Raw genomic sequence first — 18,540 nt, 5'->3', positions numbered from 1 at the left:
GCGCCGGGCTCAGGCCAAGGCGGTCTGCCAGAGCAGCGCGCCATTGAGCAGGATGATCAGCAGCGCCGACGCGGCGGCCAGCACCAGCGGTACGCCGCGCACGCGCCAGGCGCCCATCAGGCGGCGGTCGGCGCCGAACAGGATCAGCGGCACCACGGCCAGCGGCAGCGTCAGGCTCAGCACCACCTGGCTGGCCACGAGCAGGCTGGCCGAGCCGTGCTCGCCGAACACCCACACCGCCGCCAGCGCCGGCACGATGGCCACGGCCCGCGTCAGCAGCGCGCGGCGCATGCGCGACATCTTCAGGTCCAGGAAGCCTTCCGTCACGGCCTGCCCGGCCAGCGTGCCGGTCAGCGTGGAATTGAGCCCGCAGGCCAGCAGCGCCACGGCGAACAGCAGGCTGGCCAGGTCCGAATGCAGCAGCGGAGCCAGCAGGCGGTGCGCGTCGGCCAGGTCTTCCACGTCGGTCAGGCCGTTGGCGTGGAACACCGAGGCGGCCAGGATCAGCAGCGCGGCGTTGATCAGGAACGCGAAACCGAGCGATCCGAAGGTGTCGAGGTTCATGCCGCCGAGCACTTCGACGAACGTGCGGCGGCGCGCGGTGCGGGTGCCGGGCGGCGGCGTGAAGCGGCGCACCAGCGACGAATGCAGATAGAGGTTGTGCGGCATGACCGTGGCGCCGACGATGCCGGCGGCCAGCCAGAGCATGCCGGCGTCGCGCACCAGATCGGCCGACGGCGCCATGCCGCCCAGCACGGCGGCCCATTCGGGCTGCGCCATGGCCAGCTGGGCGACGAAGCACAGGGCCACCATCAGGATCAGCCCGGCCACCATGGCCTCCATGGTGCGCTGGCCGTAGCGCTGCACCGCCAGCATGACGATGGTGACGATGGCGGCAATCAGCACGCCGACCCAGAGCTTGACGTGGAACAGCAACTGGAGCGCCACGGCGCTGCCGACCACCTCGGCCACGTCGCAGGCGATGATCGCGATCTCGCTGGCCACCCAGAGCCCCAGCGTCACGCGGCGCGGAAACCGTTCGCGGCACAGTTGCGCCAGATCGCGCCCCGTAACCACGCCGACGCGCGCGGCAATCCATTGCAGCAGCATCGCCACGAGACTGGACAGCGCGACGACGGTCAGCAGGCTGTAGCCGTACTTGGCGCCCCCGGCGATGGCCGTGGCCCAGTTGCCGGGGTCCATGTAGCCGACGGCCACCAGCGCGCCCGCCCCCAAGAAGGCAACACGCGACCGCCGCGCGGGTGGCGCGGCGGGCAGGGCGGCGGAATCGGTGGGCGGGGGCATGGTGGCGTCCAGGTGATCCAGAGGAGGGCAAGGGATCGCACGACCCCGATACTGCATTCTAGGGGGTTGTTGAGAATTATTCCCAATTGGCTTTGGCTAACAAGGGGATTGCCAAAGCCGGGGATGCGCCGGCTGACGCCAGTGGAACGGTAAGACTAGCGGCTCCATCCGCCGCCGCCCGCGCGTCCTGCGAGCTTGACCGGCCCGCAGCACGCGCACGCCGCGCCGTGGCTGGCCGCGCCGGCGTCGGCCGAGCCACCAGCCAGCCCCGGCGCCGCCACCAGCGCCCGCGCCGCCACGCCGCCGCAGCCGGGGCAGACGGCCGGCTCGTCGCGGCGGGCCATCGGCCGCAATTCGGAGAAATCTCCGCAGGTACCGCATCGGTAGTCGTAGGTCGGCATCGCCGCTCCGGAACAGGGCCAGGTTGGCGCCCAGCTTAGCGCAATCCCATGGCGCGTGCGCACGCGCCACGCGCGCCGGGCGATGTCGAAAGGATCAGGGTTTTCGTCAGCAAACCGAATCACGCAACTCCCTATAATCGCGCGCATGGAAAAGAACCTTGAAAAGCGCTTCGGCTTTCTGGTGGCGGACGTGGGCCGGCTGTCGGGCAAGCGCTTCGACGACCTGTCGCGCGCGTCGCTGGACCTGACGCGGGCCCAGTATCGCGCCATGGCCTACCTGTCGTTCCACGGCGAGATGAACCAGGCCGCGCTGGCCGACCTGATGGAAGTGGCGCCGATTTCCGCCGGCCGCCTGCTGGACCGCATGGAAGAGGGCGGCTGGATCGCCCGCCGCCCGAACCCCGACGACCGCCGCGAACGCATGGTCCGCCTGACGGAGAAAGCCGACCTGGCCCTGGACGCCGCGAGGGACGTGGGCGACGTGGTCACGGCGCAGGCGCTGGGCGGATTCTCCGAGACGGAGATCGAGCAGTTCCTGGAGTTCCTGCAGCGCGCGCGGGGGAATTTGCTGAAGGGATAGGGGTGGTGGGCGGCGATGGTTGCGTCGGTTTGCTTCGCTCTCCCGCGAGCGGTTTGCGCTTCCACGCCTGTGGCTTTGCTCCCCTCTCCCGCGCGCGGGAGAGGGGTTGGGGGAGAGGGCGTTGCGGTGCAAATTGCGACCTGTCTCAATGTGAACGGCTGGCCCTCACCCCCGGCCCCTCTCCGGGCAGGCGGGAGAGGGGAGCAAACAACGCCGAGCGATACATCAACTCCCCCCGCTCACCCGCCACACCCGGTTCCCCACGTCATCCGCCACCAGCAGCCCGCCGCGCTTGTCGATGGCTACGCCGACGGGGCGGCCCTGGGCGTTGCCTTCGTTGTCGAGGAAGCCGCCGAGCACGTCCAACGGGGCGCCGACCGGCTTGCCCTGGTCGAACTGGACGAAGATCACCTTATAGCCGGCGCGCGGCTTGCGGTTCCACGAGCCATGCTGGCTGACGAACATGCCGTTCTGGAACTGTGCCGGCAGGCTGTTGCCGGTGGCCCCGGTCAGGCCCAGCGCGGCCGTATGGGCACCGACTGCGTAGTCCGGGATGATGGCCTTGGCCACCATGTCCGGCGCGGGCGGCTTGACGCGTTCGTCGACGTGCTGGCCGTAGTAGCTGTACGGCCAGCCGTAGAACCCGCCGTCACGGACCGACGTGATGTAGTCGGGCACGAGGTCGCTGCCAATCTCGTCGCGCTCGTTGACCGACGTCCAGAGCGCCTTGGTGGTCGGCTCCCACGCCATGCCGTTCGGATTGCGCAGCCCGCTGGCGAAAATACGATGCTGGCCGCTCTGCCGGTCGACTTCCCAGATGGCCGCGCGGCCCGCTTCCTTGTCGATGCCGTTCTCGGCGACGTTGCTGTTGGAGCCTACCGTCACGTACAGCTTGCTGCCGTCGGGGCTGGCGATGATGTTCTTGGTCCAGTGGTGGTTCAGCGGGCCGGCCGGCAGGTCCACCACCTTCTGGCCCGGCTCGGTGATGCTGGTCTGCCCGGCCGTATAGCGGAAGCGCACCACGGCGTCGGTGTTGGCGACATAGAAGTCCTCGCCGACCAGCGCCATGCCGAACGGCGAGTTCAGGTTCTGCAGGAAGACCGACCGCTGGTCGGCCACGCCGTCGCCGTCGGTGTCGCGCAGCAGCGTGATGCGGTTGGCGCTGGGCGTGTTCGAGCCGGCCCGCTTCATCAGCATCTTCATGACCCAGCCCTTGATGCCCTTGCCGTCGTCGGGCTTGGGCGGGGCGTCGGTCTCGGCCACCAGCACGTCGCCGTTGGGCAGCACGTAGAGCCAGCGCGGATGTTCGAGCTGGTCGGCAAACGCGGCCACGCGCATGCCCTGCGCGGCCGTGGGCGCCTTGCCGTTGTCCCAGCCCTTGGCCGGGGCCACGTGGACGGTGGGCACCATGGTCTTGTGCGGCGCCGGCAGCTTGGGGGCCGGGCCATAGCCGGCGGCGTCGGGCAGCTTGGCCGATTCGCCACATCCGACCAGCAGCGTCACCGCCGCGATCGCGAATAGCGAGGCCATCGGGTAGATCAAATATTCGCGCATCGCAGGCTCCTGGGTTGCGGCGTCGTTGCTGCCTGGAGCATAGGATCGCGCGGGCGCGAAGTATGTCAGCGCGGCGGCCAGGGCCTGTCGGAAACCGTCCGATTAGCCGTCGGATTCTGCAGCGCCCACGGACGACAGCAGCCCGTGCCGCGCATGCCATTCGCGCAGCGATTCCTCCGGCCATGTGCCCACATGGCGATGGCCCTTGCCGCGCGGCACCTCAACCCACGGCGCCACGTAGTCCAGCCCGGCCTCGACCACATCGGGCGGCCGGGGCAGCGGCGTGTCGATGGCGCCGGCGTAGGGGTGGACCAGATCGGGCCAGCGCGGGTCCCACATCCAGAGCGGGCTGCCGCACTGCCTGCAGAAGTGCCGGTATCCCTTCGATCGCTTCGGCCGCTTGCCCGGCTCGCGGATCACGGCGTGAAAGTGCGCCACGTGTTCCTGGCCGCTCACGCGCAGCGAGTGGGCATCGCCGCCCAGGTTGATGCCAAAGCCGCCGCTGCCGCCGGTCTTGCGGCAGATCGAGCAGTGGCAACGCATGTAGGGGTAGGGCGAATCGGACTCCAGGCTGAACTGCACGGCACCGCACTGGCATGAACCTTCGAGATGCATGGCGACTCCTGACGGGCATGGTCGATGCGGTTCAGTTTGGGCGACATGCCAGCAGGGAGCAAGGCACGAAATTCGCAAAATTCGACAAAAACTGTGGTGTTGTCAGTCGATGTCTGTCAGCGCAGGCGAGTTTTTGTAAGGAGTTGTGTGAATGCGGCACGCGGACCACGGCACCGCTTCTAAACTGGGCACGCGGCAGGCAACACGGGCCGCGTTTTTTCGATAACAACCACCTGAGAGGTCTCACATGTCTAAGCAACGAACCATCCGCACCGCTTCGCTGATTGGCGCCCTGGCAGCCGGCATGATCTCCGCCTCGGCCTTTGCCCAGACCACGACCGCTCCGGCCGGCACCACCACCGCGGTGCCCCCGGGCACCGTCCAGCTCCAGCCGCCGAAGGACCCGCTGGTGGAGCGCCGCGAGGCCCGCAAGGCCGCCAATGACCAGTACAAGGCCGAGAAGTCGGCCGCCAAGGGCGAATACAAGCAGGAAGTCGGCGCCGCCAAGGCCGAACGCAAGGACGCCAAGAAGGCCGCCGACGAGGCCGCCAAGGCCGAACTGCAGAGCGGGACGACGAAGCAGTAAGGCGGTTGGGAAGCCACGGCTGACGGGCACGTACCGGGCTGATGGCGTTTCCCGGTCTCGCGGTTGGCTCCCCTCTCCCGCATCGCGGGAGAGGGGTCGGGGGTGAGGGCGTTGCGGTGCAATCAGCGACTTGTCCCAATTTGAACCGCCGGCCCTCACCCCCAGCCCCTCTCCCGCAGGCGGGAGAGGGGAGCAACCCAGCAGCGTCTCCTCCCCCCCACACAGCCTTTCCCCTACACCAGCCGCGCTCCCGGCCACGCCCCCCGACATCACGATATTCCGCACGGACTGCCGCACCGTCTGCATGATGTCCCACAGCTCGGGCACCACCGGGCGATTGCGGGCCGTGGTCATGGCGACCTGCCGCGTCACCACCGGATCGATGATCCGCGCGGAATGCAGGCGGCCCTGTGCCACGCGGTCGGCCACGGCGGCAAACGGCAGCAGCGTGGCGCCGCAGCCGTCTTCCACGAGCCGCATCGCCACCGTATTGGACGCATCGCACTCCATCGCCATGTTCAGCGTGGTGCCGACGCGCGTGGCCAGCGATTCGGCCAGCACGCGCAGGCCGTTGGCCGTGCTGGGCAGGATCAGCGGCACCTCGCCCAAACGCCGCGCCGGAAACGTCGGGCCCAGATGGCTCCATGACGTCGGCGCGACCAGCGTCAGGTCTTCTTCCAGCAGCACATCCACCTTCAGCGCGCCCTGCTGCTCGGGCAGGTAGAGCAGGGCGACGTCGATCTCGCCGGCCGCCAGCCACGCCAGCACCGGATTGGCCAGCCCCTCCACGAACCGCAGCCTGGTTGCCGGAAACCGCTGCTTGAGCGCGGTGCCGATGGCCGCGAACGCCGTGTTGGCGATGGTCGGCTGCGCGGCGATGACCAGTTGCGACGGGCCCTGCGCGGTCGACGCCCGCACGGCCGCGCGTGCCTCGGTCAGCGTGGCGGCCACCTGCCGCGCGTAGCCCAGCAGCGTGGAGCCGGCTTCGGTCAGCACCACGCCGCGTCCGCTGCGATGAAACAGGCGCGTGTCCAGCGCCGTCTCCAGCCGCGCGATCTGGCGGCTCACGGTCGACTGGTCCGCGCCCAGTTCCAGCGCCGCGCGCGAGATGCTCTGCGTGTTGGCCACGCAGACAAAGCACGCCAGGTCGTCGGAATTGAGCGCCGGACCCATGGGTGATGTCATGCCGGTCTCAGCCCGCCTTGTCGCCGATGGCGAACGACGACAAATGCTCGATGGCCTTGACCAGCCCCGAATGGTCCCAGCCCGCGCCGCCCTGCGCCACGCAGACGTTGAACAGTTGCTGCGTCGATGCCGTGTTCGGCAGCCCTAGCCCCAGTTCCTTGGCCGTGGACAGCGCCAGGTTCAGGTCCTTCTGGTGCAGTTCGATGCGGAAGCCTGGGTTGAACGTGCGCTGGATCATCCGCTCGCCATGGACCTCCAGAATCTTGGAACTGGCAAAGCCGCCCATCAGCGCCTGCCGCACGCGCGCCGGGTCGGCACCAGCCTTGGCGGCCAGCACCAGCGCCTCGCTGACGGCCTCGATGGTCAGCGCCACGATCACCTGGTTGGCCACCTTGGCCACCTGGCCGTCCCCGACGTTGCCCACCAGCGTGATGTTCTTGCCCATCCGTTGCAGGAGCGGCAGCACCTTGTCGAAGACGTCCTGCTTGCCGCCGGCCATGATAGACAGCGTGGCGGCCTTGGCGCCCACCTCGCCGCCCGAGACCGGCGCGTCGACGTAATCGCAGCCCAGCGCCTCGATCTTCTTCGCAAACGCGCGCGTCTCGATGGGCGAGATCGAGCTCATGTCCACCACGATCTTGCCGGCGCTCAGCCCCTCGGCCACGCCGCCCTCGCCGAACAGCACGCGCGCCACGTCGGGCGTATCGGGCAGCATCAGGAAGATCACGTCGGCCTGCCGGGCCACCTCGGTGGCGCTGGCGCACGCCTGCACGCCCTTGTCCAGCAGGTCCTGCGGCACGCCGCTGCGCGTGTGCGCGTGCACGGTGTGGCCGCCGGCCTGCAAATGTTCCGCCATGGGCTTGCCCATGACGCCCAGTCCGATGAATCCGAGCTTGCTCATGTTCCTATCCGTATCGAAATGAAGTTTCAGGACGCAAAGCGTTCGCGCAGCGCGCGTGCCGCATCGCGCAGCAGCACGTGGTCCAGGCCCACGGCCACGAAATGCGCGCCCATGTCCAGGTAGCGCCGCGCATCGGCGTCCGCCGGGGCCAGCGTGCCGATGGCCTTGCCGGCGCGGTTGGCCGCGTCGTAGATCTGCTGCACGGCCGCCTGCACGTCCGGGTGGTTCGGGTTGCCCAGGTGGCCGTAGGCCGCCGCCAGGTCGTTCGGGCCGATGAAGATGCCGTCGACGCCCGGCTCCGCGCAGATCTCGTCGATATTGTCCACGCCCTTTCGGCTTTCCACCTGCACCAGCACGCAGATGTTGTCGTTGATGGTCTGGAAGAAGTCGGGCAGGGTGCCGAAGCGGTTCTGCCGCTGCACGCCCGACACGCCGCGGATGCCATCGGGCGGATAGCGCGTGGCCCGCACCGCGCGGCGCGCCTCGTCGGCCGATTCCACGAACGGGATCAGGAAGTTGTAGAAGCCGATGTCGAGCAGGCGCTTGATCATGACCGGGTCGTTCCACGGCGGGCGCACGACCGGGGCGCTGGTGCTGTCCTTGAGCGCCATCAGCTGCGGCGCGAACGTCAGCACGTCGTTGGGCGAATGCTCGCCATCGAGCAGCAGCCAGTCGAAGCCGGCCAGCCCGACGATCTCGCTGGTCACGGGCTGGCCCAGCGAACTCCACAGGCCGATCAGCCGCTTGCGCGCCAGCACGTCGGCCCGGAAGCGGTTGGGCAGCGGGTGGATCTGCGGCAGGTGAGGGGTGTTGGTCATGCGGGGGTCTCCTGTTCAGTCTGCGGCCAGCGCGGACAGCGGGCCGGGCGACTTGCCACGCGCCTGCAGCACGCGCGCGGCCGCATCGTCAAGCTGGGCCAGCGTGCTGCTGTCCACGGGAATGGCTTCGGCGCGGGCACGGCGCCACGCGCGCTCGGGGTCGCCGGGCAGGCGGATGGCGTCGTTGCCGGGCTGCAGCCGTGACGCCTTCATCCATTCGACGAACGCTTCCACCTCGTGGCCGAACGTCGTGCTGCTGCCCAGCCGCGCGGGGTCGAAGATGATCGCCAGCATGTTGTTCCAGACCGCGTGCTCGTGCGTGAGCGTCTCCGGGCGGATCGTGTGCCCGCCGGTCACGGCCGCGCCCAGCAGCTCGCACATCACCGCCAGCACGTAGCCCTTGTGCTCGCCGAACGTGCGCAGCGCGCCCTGCGGCGTGCCCGGGTGCGGGAACATCACGGCCGGGTCGTCGGTGGGATGGCCGTGCGGGTCCATCAGGCAGCCGGGCGGCACGGGCACGCCCTTGTTGTTGGCCACGCGCACCTTGCCCAGCGCGATGGCGCTGGTGGCAAAGTCCAGCACCAGCGGCGGCTGCCCGGCCACCGGCACGCCGATCGTGAACGGGTTGGTGCCAAAGCGCGCGTCGTAGCCGCCGTGCGGCGCCACGATGGGCTTGGACAGCACGTTGACGAAGTGGATCGAGATCATGCCGGCGGCCGTGGCCTGCTCGGCCCAGTGGCCAACGCGCCCCAGATGGTGCGAGCGGCGCAGCCCCAGCACGCACACGCCGTGTTCCTGCGCGCGGGCGATGCCCAGCCGCATCGCCTGCTCGGTCACGGCCTGGCCCATGCCGCGGTTGCCGTCAAGGCTCAGGATGCCGCCCGATTCGTGCACCACGCTGACCTGCTGGTTCAGCTGAAGCTGGTCGGCCTGCCACGACATCACGTACTTCGGGATCATGCCCACGCCGTGCGAATCGTGGCCGGCCAGGTTGGCGCCGACCAGGTGATCGGCGGTCAGCGCGGCCTCGCGGGCGTCGGACCCGGCGGCCAGCCACAGGTCGACAACCCACTGGTGCAGTCCGGCGGTGGGAATGCGGTGATCGCTCATGCTTACTCCAGGTGGATGTTGGCCACCTTGATCAGGTTGGCCCATTTGGCGACTTCGCTTTTCTGGAAACTGCCGAGTTCGGCGGGGCGGCGCCGGACGGCTCCACGCCCATCGACGCCAGCTTGGCCCGCACGTCTGGCTGGCGGATGATCTTGCCGATCTCGGTCGACAGCTTGTCGACAACAGGCCTGGGCGTGCCAGCCGGCGCGAAGATCGCCTGCCACGACACGATCTCGTAGCCCTTGAGCCCGGCTTCGTCCATGGTCGGCACGTCGGGCAGCTCGCCGGCGCGCTTGGGGCCCGTGGTGGCCAGCGCGCGGAACTTGCCGGACTGGATCATCGGGATGGCCGCCAGGCTGTTCTCGAACACCAGGTCCACCTGGTTGCCCAGCAGCGCCTGCACCGCCTGGCTGCTGCCCTTGTACGGCACGTGGGTCATGCGCAGCCCGGCCATGTTGGCGAACAGTTCGGCCGCCAGATGCTGCGACGTGCCGTTGCCCGACGAGCCGAAATTGACCGCGCCCGGCTTGGCCTTGGCGGCGGCAATCACGTCCTGCACGCTCTTCCACGGGCTGCTGCTGTTGACCACCAGCACGTTCGGCAGCGTGCCGATCAGCGTGATGGGCTGGAAGTTGCGGATGGGGTCGTACGGCATCTTCGGATACAGGCTCACGTTGATCGCGTGCGAGCTGATGGTGCCGCCCAGCAGCGTGTAGCCGTCCGGCGCGGCCTTGGCCACGTAGTCCGAGCCGATGTTGCCGCCGGCGCCGGCGCGGTTTTCCACGACCACCGACTGGCCCAGCGCCGCCGACAGCTTCTGGCCGATCAGCCGGCCCAGCAGGTCAGTGGTGCCGCCGGCGGCGAACGGCACGACGTAGGTAATCGGCTTGCTGGGGTAGGGATCTGCGGCCTGCGCGCCGGCCTGCTGGGCGGCGGCCATGCAGCCGGTACAAAGCACGGCCAGCACGGGCCGCATGAATCGGGTGGAAAAACGCATGCTGTGTCTCCTGTTTGCGCGAACGTCGGGGTACGGCATTCCAGTGTGCTTGCGGTGCTGCCAGGCGGTTTCCGGGGAGAAACCGCGCCGGGCGGCCCGGGGCGTCTTGTCGTGCGCCCGCCAGCAAATCTACACGGTCGGCCGCCGGGCCGACTTGCAGAATCTGCATAACAGAAATGCACGATAGGCCCCGCGGCGCCGCGCGTCAAACGGAACAATCGCAGACATTCAGTTGCCAGCGTGCCGACTGCCCACCCGCCGACCCCGACCTCGCCATGACTTCCACCCCTGCCCAAGCGGCCCGCACTGGCGGCCGCGTACTCGTCGACCAGCTCCGCCTGCACGGCACCGAGCGCATCTTCTGCGTGCCCGGCGAAAGCTTTCTGGACGTGCTGGACGCGCTGCACGACCAGCCCGCCATCGACCTCGTGGTCTGCAAGCACGAGGGCGCCGCGGCCAACATGGCCGAGGCCGACGGCAAGCTGACCGGCCGGCCCGGCATCTGCTTCGTCACGCGCGGGCCGGGCGCCACGCATGGCAGCATCGGCGTCCATATCGCCCAGCAGGACTCCACGCCGATGATCCTGTTCGTCGGCCAGATCGCCCGCGAGCACAAGGGCCGCGAGGCATTCCAGGAGGTGGACTACGCCGCCGTGTTCGGATCGATGGCCAAGTGGGCCGCCGAGATCGACGACCCGGCGCGGATTCCGGAGATGGTGGCGCGCGCGTTCCAGGTGGCCACGTCGGGCCGCCCCGGCCCGGTGGTGCTGGCGCTGCCCGAGGACGTGCTGGACGGCATGGTCGAGGTGGCCGACGCCGCGCCATACCGCAGCGTGGCCGCCGCGCCGCGCGCCGAGGATGCCCGGGCGCTGGCGGAGGCGCTGCAGACGGCCCGGCGCCCGCTCGTGATTGCCGGTGGCGCCAACTGGACCGACCAGGCCGTGCGCGATTTCGCCGCGTTCGTGACGGCGTGGGACTTGCCCGTGGCCTGCGCATTCCGTCGCCAGGACGTGATCGACAACCGCGATCCGCACTATGTCGGCCACCTGAGCCTGGGCGTCAGCCCGAAGCTGGCCGAGCGCGTGCGGACGGCCGACCTGATCGTGGCATTCGGCACCCGGCTGGGCGATATCGCCACCGACGCCTATACGCTGCTCACGCCGCCACTGCCGGCGCAGAAGCTAGTGCATATCCACGCCGACAGTGCCGAACTGGGCCGGGTCTACCAGGCTGCGCTGCCGATCCACGCCGGCGTGGCGCCGGGCGCCGCGATGCTGGCGTCGCTGCCCGCGCCGGCCACCGTCCCCTGGAAAGACTGGACCGCTGGCGCCCGCGCCGACCACCAGGCATTCGTCACGCCGCCCAAGCCGCACGCGGAACTGACCGGCGTCGACATGGCCGCCGCCATGGCCCATCTGAACGATGTGCTGCCCGATGACGCGATGCTGTCGAACGGCGCCGGCAACTACACGGTCTGGCTGCACCGGTTCTACGCGTACAAGCGCCCGCGCACGGAACTGGCGCCTACCTGCGGCGCGATGGGCTACGGCCTGCCGGCCGCCATCGCCGCCAAGCTGCGGTTTCCGGAAAAGACCGTGGTCTGCTTTGCCGGCGACGGCTGCTTCCTGATGTACCCGCAGGAAATCGCCACCGCCGCCGCCCACGGCGCCAACCTGATCACGATCGTGGTGAACAACCGCATGTACGGCACGATCCGGATGCACCAGGAACGCCGCTACCCCGGCCGCCAGAGCGGCACGGCCATCGTCAACCCCGATTTCGTCGAAATGGCCCGCGCCTGCGGCGCCTGGGCCGAACGCGTCGAACGCACAGAAGACTTTGCCGCCGCCTTCGCCCGCGCCACCCAGGCCGGCAAGCCGGCCGTGCTGGAACTGGTGACCGACCCGCTGCAAATCACACCGGCCATGCGGGTAACGGAACTGCCGAAGTAAGGGAGGAGGGCGGGGTAGTCCATCGACCATCGCCCGAAGCGTGAAATCCACCGCCGGGGTCGCTCCCCTCTCCCGCGTTGCGGGAGAGGGGCCGGGGGAGAGGGCCAGCGGCTCAAATCGCGATGTTGGTCGGCAAGCAGAGCCTCAACGCCCTCACTCAGCCCCTCTCCCGCGCTTGCGGGAGAGGGGAGACCACCATCGCTGGAATTCGGCGGCGAGCTCGACATCCCGATGTCTTGCTCCCCTCTCCCGCCTGCGGGAGAGGGGTTGGGGTGAGGGTCAGCGGCTCAAATCGCGATGTTGGTCGGCAAGCAGAGCCTCAACGCCCTCACCCCCAGCCCCTCTCCCGCGTTGCGGGAGAGGGGAGACCACCATCGCTGGAATTCGGCTGCGAGCTCGACATCCCGATGTCTTGCTCCCCTCTCCCGCCCGCGGGAGAGGGGCCGGGGGTGAGGGCCAGCGGCTCAAATCGAGACAAATCCCAAACTACCCCACCATACCCCAAGCCACGAAGCGCCTCATCCAGCACCCCACCGACTTTTACCCCAAATTATTCAAAACCAATAATTTCCACTAAACGCAGGAAACTGCCTAGCGCACCGGCCTAGAACAGCGACCCCTGCGGCCGCTCCTCTCCATGGCCGGCATCCCGCTGCCGGGCCGGCTCAGCCAGAATCCGCCGGATCTGCGCCAGATACCGTTCGCCCACCGCCCGATGCGTCTTCCGCGCCTCTTCCGCAAAGCTGCGCCGCGACGGCGGCCGGATGTTCAGCATGCGGCAAAGCGTCGACAGGTAAGGCTTTTTTCCATCCGTGGTGGCGCGGCGGGCGGCCGTCAGCAGGGCGGCGTCGCCAATGCGGCTACGCAGCCAGATCAACACCTGACGGTCATATTCGTTCTGTACACGGATCAAGTTTTCCATTTCCCAGGGCTCCGAAGGTTCCGATACTGTTCATGCATACAGTACCTGTAAATATATACAGTGAATCGGAAATTTCAAGGCCGTGGGTGGGACGTCGGTGCCACAATGGCAACCCCCCGCGTCCCCGCCCGAATACCGCCTGACCATGCGCCTGCCCAGCCTGATCGCGCTCCAGATGCTCGAAAGCGCTGCCCGCCTCGGCAGCTTCACGCGCGCCGCCGCCGAACTGAACGTGACCGAAAGCGCGATCTCGCGCCAGATCCAGGCGCTGGAAGCGCGCCTGGGCGTGCGGTTTTTCGAACGGGTCAAGCAGCGCGTGGTGCTGACCGCCGACGGCGACCGCTACGTGCGCGAGATCCGCGCTGAACTGAAGGCCATCGAGCGCGCCACGCGCGACCTGGCCTCGCGCGTCGGCGGCATGGAAGTGGTGGAACTGGCCGTGGTGCCCACCTTCGCCACGCAATGGCTGATCCCGCGCCTGGCCGGTTTCCGCGGCGACCACCCGCGCATCGTCGTCAACGTCCACGCCCGGCCCGAGCCGTTCCACTTTGCCGATTCCGTGTTCGATGCCGCCATCTACTTCGGCGAACGGCCATGGGAGGGCCACGCCTCGGCCCGGCTGCTCGACGAGGGGCGCTCGATCGCGGTGTGCAGCCCGCAGCTACTGGCCGGGCAGCCGGTGCGCCGCCGCGAAGACCTGCTCAAGCTGCCGCGCCTGCATCTGCAAAGCCGGCCCGAAGCGTGGCCCGACTGGTTCGGCGACGACGACGAGGCCATCCGGCGCCAGGCCCGCCTAGGCCCGCGCTACGACCTGTTCTCGATGATTACCCGCGCGGCGGCCAGCGGCCTGGGCGTGGCCGTGCTGCCCGAGATGATGGTGCGCGCGGAAATCGACGCCGGCCAACTCGTGGCGCTGCCCTTTGCCGACGCGGCCCCGGCGCGGCCGTCGGGCGCGTACTTCGTGACATGGCGGGCGGGCAACGAGCGGGCCGAGCGCTTTGCCGACTGGCTGCGCCACCAGTGCGCGGCATCAACTTGATGCGCAAAGTGCAATAAGTCCGTCACAAATATCGCTTGTCGCGCCATGCGGCGACGCCCAGACTTGGCGGCTTTCCGATCCGCCCCACAGCCATAGCCTGACGATGTCCGCTTTCACGTCCCCGAGCCAGATCCGCGCCCAGTTCTCGCGCGCCATGTCCGATATGTACCGCGCCGAGGTGCCGCAATACGGCACGCTGATGACGCTGGTGTCCGATGTCAACGCCGACGTGCTGGCCGGCATTGGCGCGGCCGCCGCCGGCGCCGCCGGGCAGGAGGCCCGGATCGAGGTGGAGCGGCACGGCGCCATCCGCGTGGGTACGCCCGCCGAACTGGCCACCATCCGCCGCCTGTTCGCCGTGATGGGCATGTTCCCGGTGGGCTATTACGACCTGTCCGTGGCCGGCGTGCCGGTCCATTCCACCGCGTTCCGGCCCAGGGACGTGGCCGGCCTGGCCGAGAACCCGTTCCGCGTGTTCACGTCTCTGCTGCGGCTGGACCTGATCCAGGACGCCGCGCTGCGCGACGCCGCGGCCGGCGTGCTGGCCACGCGGTCGATCTTCACGCCGGGCTGCCTGGCGCTGATCGAGCGCGCCGAGGAGCAGGGCGGGCTCGATGACGCCGACGCGGCGCAGTTCGTCGCCGAGGCGCTGGAGACGTTCCGCTGGCACGGCCGCGCCACCGTGGACGCCGAGCTGTACTGGAAGCTGCGCAAGACCCATCCGCTGATCGCGGACATCGTGTGCTTTCCGGGGCCGCACATCAACCACCTGACACCGCGCACGCTCGACATCGACGTGGTGCAGGCGCTGATGCCCGAGCGCGGCATCCAGCCGAAGGCCGTGGTGGAAGGCCCGCCCACGCGCCAGTGCCCGATCCTGCTGCGCCAGACCAGCTTCCTGGCGCTGAGCGAGCCGGTGACCTTCCGCGACGGCGGCGAGGCCGGCACCCATTCCGCGCGCTTTGGCGAGATCGAGCAACGCGGCGTGGCGCTGACGCCCAAGGGCCGCCAGCGCTACGACGCGCTGCTGAACGAGGTGCGCCAGATCATCACGCCGGCCGGCGACGGGTCCAACGCGGCGGCCTACCGCCAGACGCTGGAGTCGGCGTTCCGCGCGTTCCCGGACGACCATGACCAGATGCGGCGCGAAGGGCTGGCGTACTACCGCTACAAGGTGGGCAACACCGCGGCCGATGGCGCCGACGTCGAAGCCTTGATCGCCGCCGGCGCGCTCGTGGCCGAACCCATCACGTACGAGGATTTCCTGCCCGTCAGCGCCGCCGGCATCTTCCAGTCGAACCTCGGCGACGAAAACCGCGACGCGCTGGAAGCCTCGCCCAACCGCGTCGCCTTCGAAGCCGCCCTGGGCGCCGCCGTCAGCGACGAACTGGCGCTGTACGCGGCCGAGCAGGACGCATCGCTGAAAGCCGCACTGAAGGCGCTGGGGGTGGGTTGAGCCCCAGTGAAGACCTGGACTTGACCCAATGTTTTCTCCCCTCTCCCGCGTTGCGGGAGAGGGGTTGGGGGTGAGGGCAGGCAGTTCAAATTGCGACCTGTCGGCAAGCAGCACCTCAACGCCCTCTCCCCCAGCCCCTCTCCCACGTTGTGGGAGAGGGGAGAAAACCGGCGGCATGACATTCGCCGGCGGCGTTTTTGCTCCCCTCTCCCGCACGCGGGAGAGGGGTTGAGGGAGAGGGCAGGCAGTTCAAATTGCGACCTGTCGGCAAGCAGAACCTCAACACCCCTCACCCCAGCCCCTCTCCCACGTTGTGGGAGAGGAGAAAACCGGCGGCATGACATTCGCCGGCGACGTTTGCTCCCCTCTCCCGCACGCGGGAGAGCGGCCGGGGAGAGGGCCGGCGGTTCAAACTGCGACCTGTCGGCAAGCAGCACCTCAACACCCTCTCCCCCAGCCCCTCTCCCACGTTGTGGGAGAGGGAGAAAACCAGTGGCATGACATCCGCCGGCGGCGTTTTTTTGCTCCCCCTCTCCCGCACGCGGGAGAGGGGTTGGGGGAGAGGGCAGGCAGTTCAAATTGCGACCTGTCGGCAAGCAGCACCTCAACACCCTCTCCCCGGCCCCTCTCCCACGTTGTGGGAGAGGGGAGAAAACCAGTGGCATGACATTCGCCGGCAGCGTTTTGCTCCCCTCTCCCGCACGCGGGAGAGGGGTTGGGGGGAGGGCCAGCGGTCAAAATTGCGACCTGTCGGCAAGCAGAACCTCAACACCCTCTCCCCCAGCCCCTCTCCCACGTTGTGGGAGAGGGGAGAAAACCAGTGGCATGACATTCGCCGGCGGCGTTTTTTGCTCCCCTCTCCCGCACGCGGGAGAGGGGTTGGGGTGAGGGCAGGCGGTTCAAACTGCGACCTGTCGGCAAGCAGCACCTCAACACCCTCTCCCCCAGCCGCTCTCACAACGTTGTGGGAGAGGGGCGCAAACCAACGCCGTGGCATTCGCCGAGAAAGTCGGTCTCCGCAACCTCCATCAACCCATCCACCACCACCGCCCCCGACACCCCCAGCATGACCGGATTCAGGTCGACCGACCGGATGCCGCCTTGTGCCGCGTACACCAGTTGGCCGACCTGCGCGGCCAGGGTGCAGAGGGCGGCGATGTCGAGCGGGGGATCGCCGCGCACGCCGTCGAGGATGGGGGCGATGCGCAGGCGGCGGACGGCGCGTTCGATGGTGGCGGGGCTGGCGGGGGCCAGCAGCACGGCCGTGTCGCGCAGGGTTTCGACGTACTTGCCGCCGTCGCCGATCAGCAGGACGGCGCCGAAGGTGGGGTCCCAGTGCGCGCCGACCATGCACTCGCGCTGGCCGCGCGTCATGCGGGCGACGATCACGCCTTCGCAGGGCGCGTGCAGCGTGTCGAGCGTCTGGGTCTGCTGGGTGAAGGCGGCGACGATGGCGTCGCGGCTGTTGCAGTTCAGCGCGACCAGCCCGTGTTCGCTCTTGTGTGGCACGGCTGGCGAACTGGCCTTGACCGCGACCGGGGCGCCGATCCGTTGCCAGGCGGCCACGGCCTCTTCGGCGGTCTGGCACAGGTAGTGTTCGACCAGGGGCACGCCGGCGTTGGCCAGCCGGGCCAGGCTGGCGGCCTCGCTGAGCGTCCGGGCGGGCGCCGTGGCTGCCGGTGCCGATGTCGGCATGGCCGTTTCGCCAGCGATATCGCGCAGCAACTGCTGGTGGGCGGTGAGCTGGTGGAAGGCGGCCAGCGCGTCGGCGGCGTGGAAGAACGTTGGCACGCCGGCCGCGCGGAACACGCCGGCCACCGATTCCTGCCAGGCGGCGACGGCAATCGGCTTGCCGGCCGTGTCGGCAAACTGCGCGGCGTCGCGGGCAAAGCGCGGCACGTCGTAGCCCATGCCGGCCACCGGGATATCGAGCAGCACGAAATCCGCAGCCGGATCGGCGCCGACGATGGGCAGCACGTCGCCGAACAGGCCGCTGTTGGTCAGCAGCGCGGCCGTGACGTCGACCGGGTTGGCCGTCGCGGCGAAGCCGGGCAGCTTGCCGGCCAGCGCGGATTGGGTGGGCGCGGCCAGCGGCGCCATGCCGATGCCGAGCGCGTCGGCGCTGTCGGTGGCCATCACGCAGCTCGCGCCCGAGTTGCTGACGACGACGAGCCGGCGGCCCTCGGGCTGCCAGCCGCGCAGGTAGAGCGGCGCGCAGCGGGCCAGCGCGTGGGCGTCGTCGACGCGCCAGATGCCGTGGCGGGCCAGGAAGGCGTCGACCGCGCGGTCCTCGTTGGCCATGGCGCCCGTGTGCGACGCCGCGGCGCGCGCGCCGGCCTGCGAGCGGCCCGATTTCACCGCCACCACCGGCACGCCGCGCGCCCGCGCCACGGCGGCGGCCTCGGCCAGCACGGCCGGGTCGGTCAGCGTTTCCAGATAAAGCAGCAGCAGCCGGACGTCGGGGTCATGCGCCACGGCCAGCGCCAGTTCGCTGACGGTCACGTCGGCCTGGTTGCCCGTGGCGTGCACATGGCGCACGCCGATGCCCTGGTGCCGCAGCAGCCCGTAGACCAGCGCCGCCGTGCCGCCGCTCTGGCTGACCACCGCGACCGGCCCATCCTTTGGCGGAATTTCGATGAACATGGTCGAAAAACTGGCGATGGCGCCATTGCCGAAGTTCGCCAGCCCCTGGCTGTTCGGCCCGACGATGCGTAGCCCGGCGCCGCGCGCGATGCGCACCATGTCGTCCTGCTGGCGCCGGCCGTCCTCGCCGGCCTCGCCGAACCCGGAGGCAATGACGATGGCCGCACCCACGCCCAGCCGCGCGCAGTCGGCCACGGCCTGCACCGCCGCATCGCCGCCCACCACGATCACGGCCAGCTCAGGCGCCTGGGGCAGCGCGTCGAGCGACGGGTAGGCGCGCAGCCCCTGCAGCGTCTCGCGCTGCGGGTTGACCGGGTAGATCGTGCCGGCGTAGTCCATCGCTTTCATATAGTGGATCGGCCGGCCGCCGATCTTGTGGATGTTGTCGGACGCGCCGACGATGGCAACGGAACGCGGGGCGAGCAGGGCGGAGAGGGTGTCGGACATCGGTGTGGTCTCGGTGTTGTTCTGGGTGT

The 18,540-nt window shown here is 69.2% G+C and carries 14 protein-coding genes and 1 pseudogene; 4 read left to right on the top strand and 11 right to left on the bottom strand.

All coding sequences use genetic code 11. The features are described from left to right. Positions 1-9 precede the first annotated feature (9 nt). A complete protein-coding gene (locus tag EPAKOI_RS08320; protein ID WP_423193467.1) occupies positions 10-1,305 on the bottom strand; it encodes an Nramp family divalent metal transporter in 1,296 nt (431 codons plus the stop codon). A gap of 155 nt (positions 1,306-1,460) precedes the next feature. Next, positions 1,461-1,706, bottom strand: a complete 246-nt coding sequence (locus EPAKOI_RS08315; RefSeq protein ID WP_124684215.1) for an FmdB family zinc ribbon protein — start codon at positions 1,704-1,706, stop codon at positions 1,461-1,463. A gap of 145 nt (positions 1,707-1,851) precedes the next feature. Here EPAKOI_RS08315 and EPAKOI_RS08310 point away from each other — a divergent pair, with 145 nt between their 5' ends. Then, a complete protein-coding gene (locus tag EPAKOI_RS08310) occupies positions 1,852-2,286 on the top strand; it encodes a MarR family winged helix-turn-helix transcriptional regulator (RefSeq protein WP_124684216.1) in 435 nt (144 codons plus the stop codon). 225 nt (positions 2,287-2,511) lie between these two features. Here EPAKOI_RS08310 and EPAKOI_RS08305 read toward each other — a convergent pair whose 3' ends face one another. The 7 genes and pseudogenes from EPAKOI_RS08305 to EPAKOI_RS08275 all read right to left on the bottom strand — a co-directional run bounded on the left by EPAKOI_RS08305 (position 2,512) and on the right by EPAKOI_RS08275 (position 10,052). Continuing rightward, positions 2,512-3,840, bottom strand: a complete 1,329-nt coding sequence (locus EPAKOI_RS08305) for a PQQ-dependent sugar dehydrogenase (RefSeq protein WP_124684217.1) — start codon at positions 3,838-3,840, stop codon at positions 2,512-2,514. A gap of 102 nt (positions 3,841-3,942) precedes the next feature. Further along, positions 3,943-4,455, bottom strand: a complete 513-nt coding sequence (locus EPAKOI_RS08300) for a GFA family protein (protein ID WP_124684218.1) — start codon at positions 4,453-4,455, stop codon at positions 3,943-3,945. A 31-nt stretch (positions 4,456-4,486) separates the two neighbouring features. Continuing rightward, on the bottom strand, positions 4,487-6,226 hold the full coding sequence (locus tag EPAKOI_RS08295) for a LysR substrate-binding domain-containing protein (RefSeq protein WP_423193466.1): 1,740 nt from the start codon (positions 6,224-6,226) through the stop codon (positions 4,487-4,489). A 7-nt stretch (positions 6,227-6,233) separates the two neighbouring features. Further along, on the bottom strand, positions 6,234-7,127 hold the full coding sequence (locus EPAKOI_RS08290; protein ID WP_124684220.1) for a 2-hydroxy-3-oxopropionate reductase: 894 nt from the start codon (positions 7,125-7,127) through the stop codon (positions 6,234-6,236). 26 nt (positions 7,128-7,153) lie between these two features. Further along, positions 7,154-7,945, bottom strand: coding sequence for a 2-dehydro-3-deoxyglucarate aldolase (garL, locus tag EPAKOI_RS08285; RefSeq protein WP_423193465.1), 792 nt, complete (start codon positions 7,943-7,945; stop codon positions 7,154-7,156). A gap of 15 nt (positions 7,946-7,960) precedes the next feature. Continuing rightward, on the bottom strand, positions 7,961-9,055 hold the full coding sequence (locus tag EPAKOI_RS08280) for a malate/lactate/ureidoglycolate dehydrogenase (RefSeq protein WP_313836603.1): 1,095 nt from the start codon (positions 9,053-9,055) through the stop codon (positions 7,961-7,963). Between the two features lie 2 nt (positions 9,056-9,057). Next, a pseudogene (locus tag EPAKOI_RS08275) lies at positions 9,058-10,052 on the bottom strand (Bug family tripartite tricarboxylate transporter substrate binding protein). Positions 10,053-10,327: 275 nt separating this feature from the next. On the opposite strand from EPAKOI_RS08275, the gene EPAKOI_RS08270 reads away from it, so the two are divergent. After that, complete coding sequence (locus EPAKOI_RS08270; protein ID WP_423193464.1) at positions 10,328-12,004, top strand: thiamine pyrophosphate-binding protein; 1,677 nt, start codon at positions 10,328-10,330, stop codon at positions 12,002-12,004. Positions 12,005-12,608: 604 nt separating this feature from the next. Here the strand turns inward: EPAKOI_RS08270 and EPAKOI_RS08265 are convergent. Then, positions 12,609-12,926 (bottom strand): hypothetical protein, encoded by a 318-nt coding sequence (locus EPAKOI_RS08265; RefSeq protein WP_423193463.1) that lies wholly within the window; start codon positions 12,924-12,926, stop codon positions 12,609-12,611. Positions 12,927-13,071: 145 nt separating this feature from the next. On the opposite strand from EPAKOI_RS08265, the gene EPAKOI_RS08260 reads away from it, so the two are divergent. Then, positions 13,072-13,965 carry a LysR substrate-binding domain-containing protein gene (locus tag EPAKOI_RS08260; protein ID WP_423193462.1) on the top strand — a complete coding sequence of 298 codons (894 nt, stop codon included), beginning with the start codon at positions 13,072-13,074 and terminating at the stop codon, positions 13,963-13,965. Between the two features lie 103 nt (positions 13,966-14,068). Continuing rightward, positions 14,069-15,421 (top strand): 2-oxoadipate dioxygenase/decarboxylase HglS, encoded by a 1,353-nt coding sequence (hglS, locus tag EPAKOI_RS08255; RefSeq protein WP_423193461.1) that lies wholly within the window; start codon positions 14,069-14,071, stop codon positions 15,419-15,421. 954 nt (positions 15,422-16,375) lie between these two features. Here hglS and EPAKOI_RS08250 read toward each other — a convergent pair. After that, entirely contained in the window at positions 16,376-18,511 is a 2,136-nt protein-coding gene (locus tag EPAKOI_RS08250) for an acetate--CoA ligase family protein (protein ID WP_423193460.1), read from the bottom strand. Between the last annotated feature and the right edge of the window lie 29 nt (positions 18,512-18,540).

This window comes from Cupriavidus sp. H18C2, assembly GCF_049393795.1.
Classification (GTDB): domain Bacteria; phylum Pseudomonadota; class Gammaproteobacteria; order Burkholderiales; family Burkholderiaceae; genus Cupriavidus; species Cupriavidus pauculus_C.
Note: the sequence above shows the minus strand (reverse complement) of the source record. Positions and strands in the feature narration are given on the sequence as shown.

Coding starts and splice junctions, on each gene's coding strand:
- EPAKOI_RS08320 (WP_423193467.1), bottom strand. CDS start 1,305: ATGCCCCCGCCCACCGATTCCGCCGCCCTGCCCGCCGCGCCACCCGCG.
- EPAKOI_RS08315 (WP_124684215.1), bottom strand. CDS start 1,706: ATGCCGACCTACGACTACCGATGCGGTACCTGCGGAGATTTCTCCGAA.
- EPAKOI_RS08310 (WP_124684216.1), top strand. CDS start 1,852: ATGGAAAAGAACCTTGAAAAGCGCTTCGGCTTTCTGGTGGCGGACGTG.
- EPAKOI_RS08305 (WP_124684217.1), bottom strand. CDS start 3,840: ATGCGCGAATATTTGATCTACCCGATGGCCTCGCTATTCGCGATCGCG.
- EPAKOI_RS08300 (WP_124684218.1), bottom strand. CDS start 4,455: ATGCATCTCGAAGGTTCATGCCAGTGCGGTGCCGTGCAGTTCAGCCTG.
- EPAKOI_RS08295 (WP_423193466.1), bottom strand. CDS start 6,226: ATGACATCACCCATGGGTCCGGCGCTCAATTCCGACGACCTGGCGTGC.
- EPAKOI_RS08290 (WP_124684220.1), bottom strand. CDS start 7,127: ATGAGCAAGCTCGGATTCATCGGACTGGGCGTCATGGGCAAGCCCATG.
- garL (WP_423193465.1), bottom strand. CDS start 7,945: ATGACCAACACCCCTCACCTGCCGCAGATCCACCCGCTGCCCAACCGC.
- EPAKOI_RS08280 (WP_313836603.1), bottom strand. CDS start 9,055: ATGAGCGATCACCGCATTCCCACCGCCGGACTGCACCAGTGGGTTGTC.
- EPAKOI_RS08270 (WP_423193464.1), top strand. CDS start 10,328: ATGACTTCCACCCCTGCCCAAGCGGCCCGCACTGGCGGCCGCGTACTC.
- EPAKOI_RS08265 (WP_423193463.1), bottom strand. CDS start 12,926: ATGGAAAACTTGATCCGTGTACAGAACGAATATGACCGTCAGGTGTTG.
- EPAKOI_RS08260 (WP_423193462.1), top strand. CDS start 13,072: ATGCGCCTGCCCAGCCTGATCGCGCTCCAGATGCTCGAAAGCGCTGCC.
- hglS (WP_423193461.1), top strand. CDS start 14,069: ATGTCCGCTTTCACGTCCCCGAGCCAGATCCGCGCCCAGTTCTCGCGC.
- EPAKOI_RS08250 (WP_423193460.1), bottom strand. CDS start 18,511: ATGTCCGACACCCTCTCCGCCCTGCTCGCCCCGCGTTCCGTTGCCATC.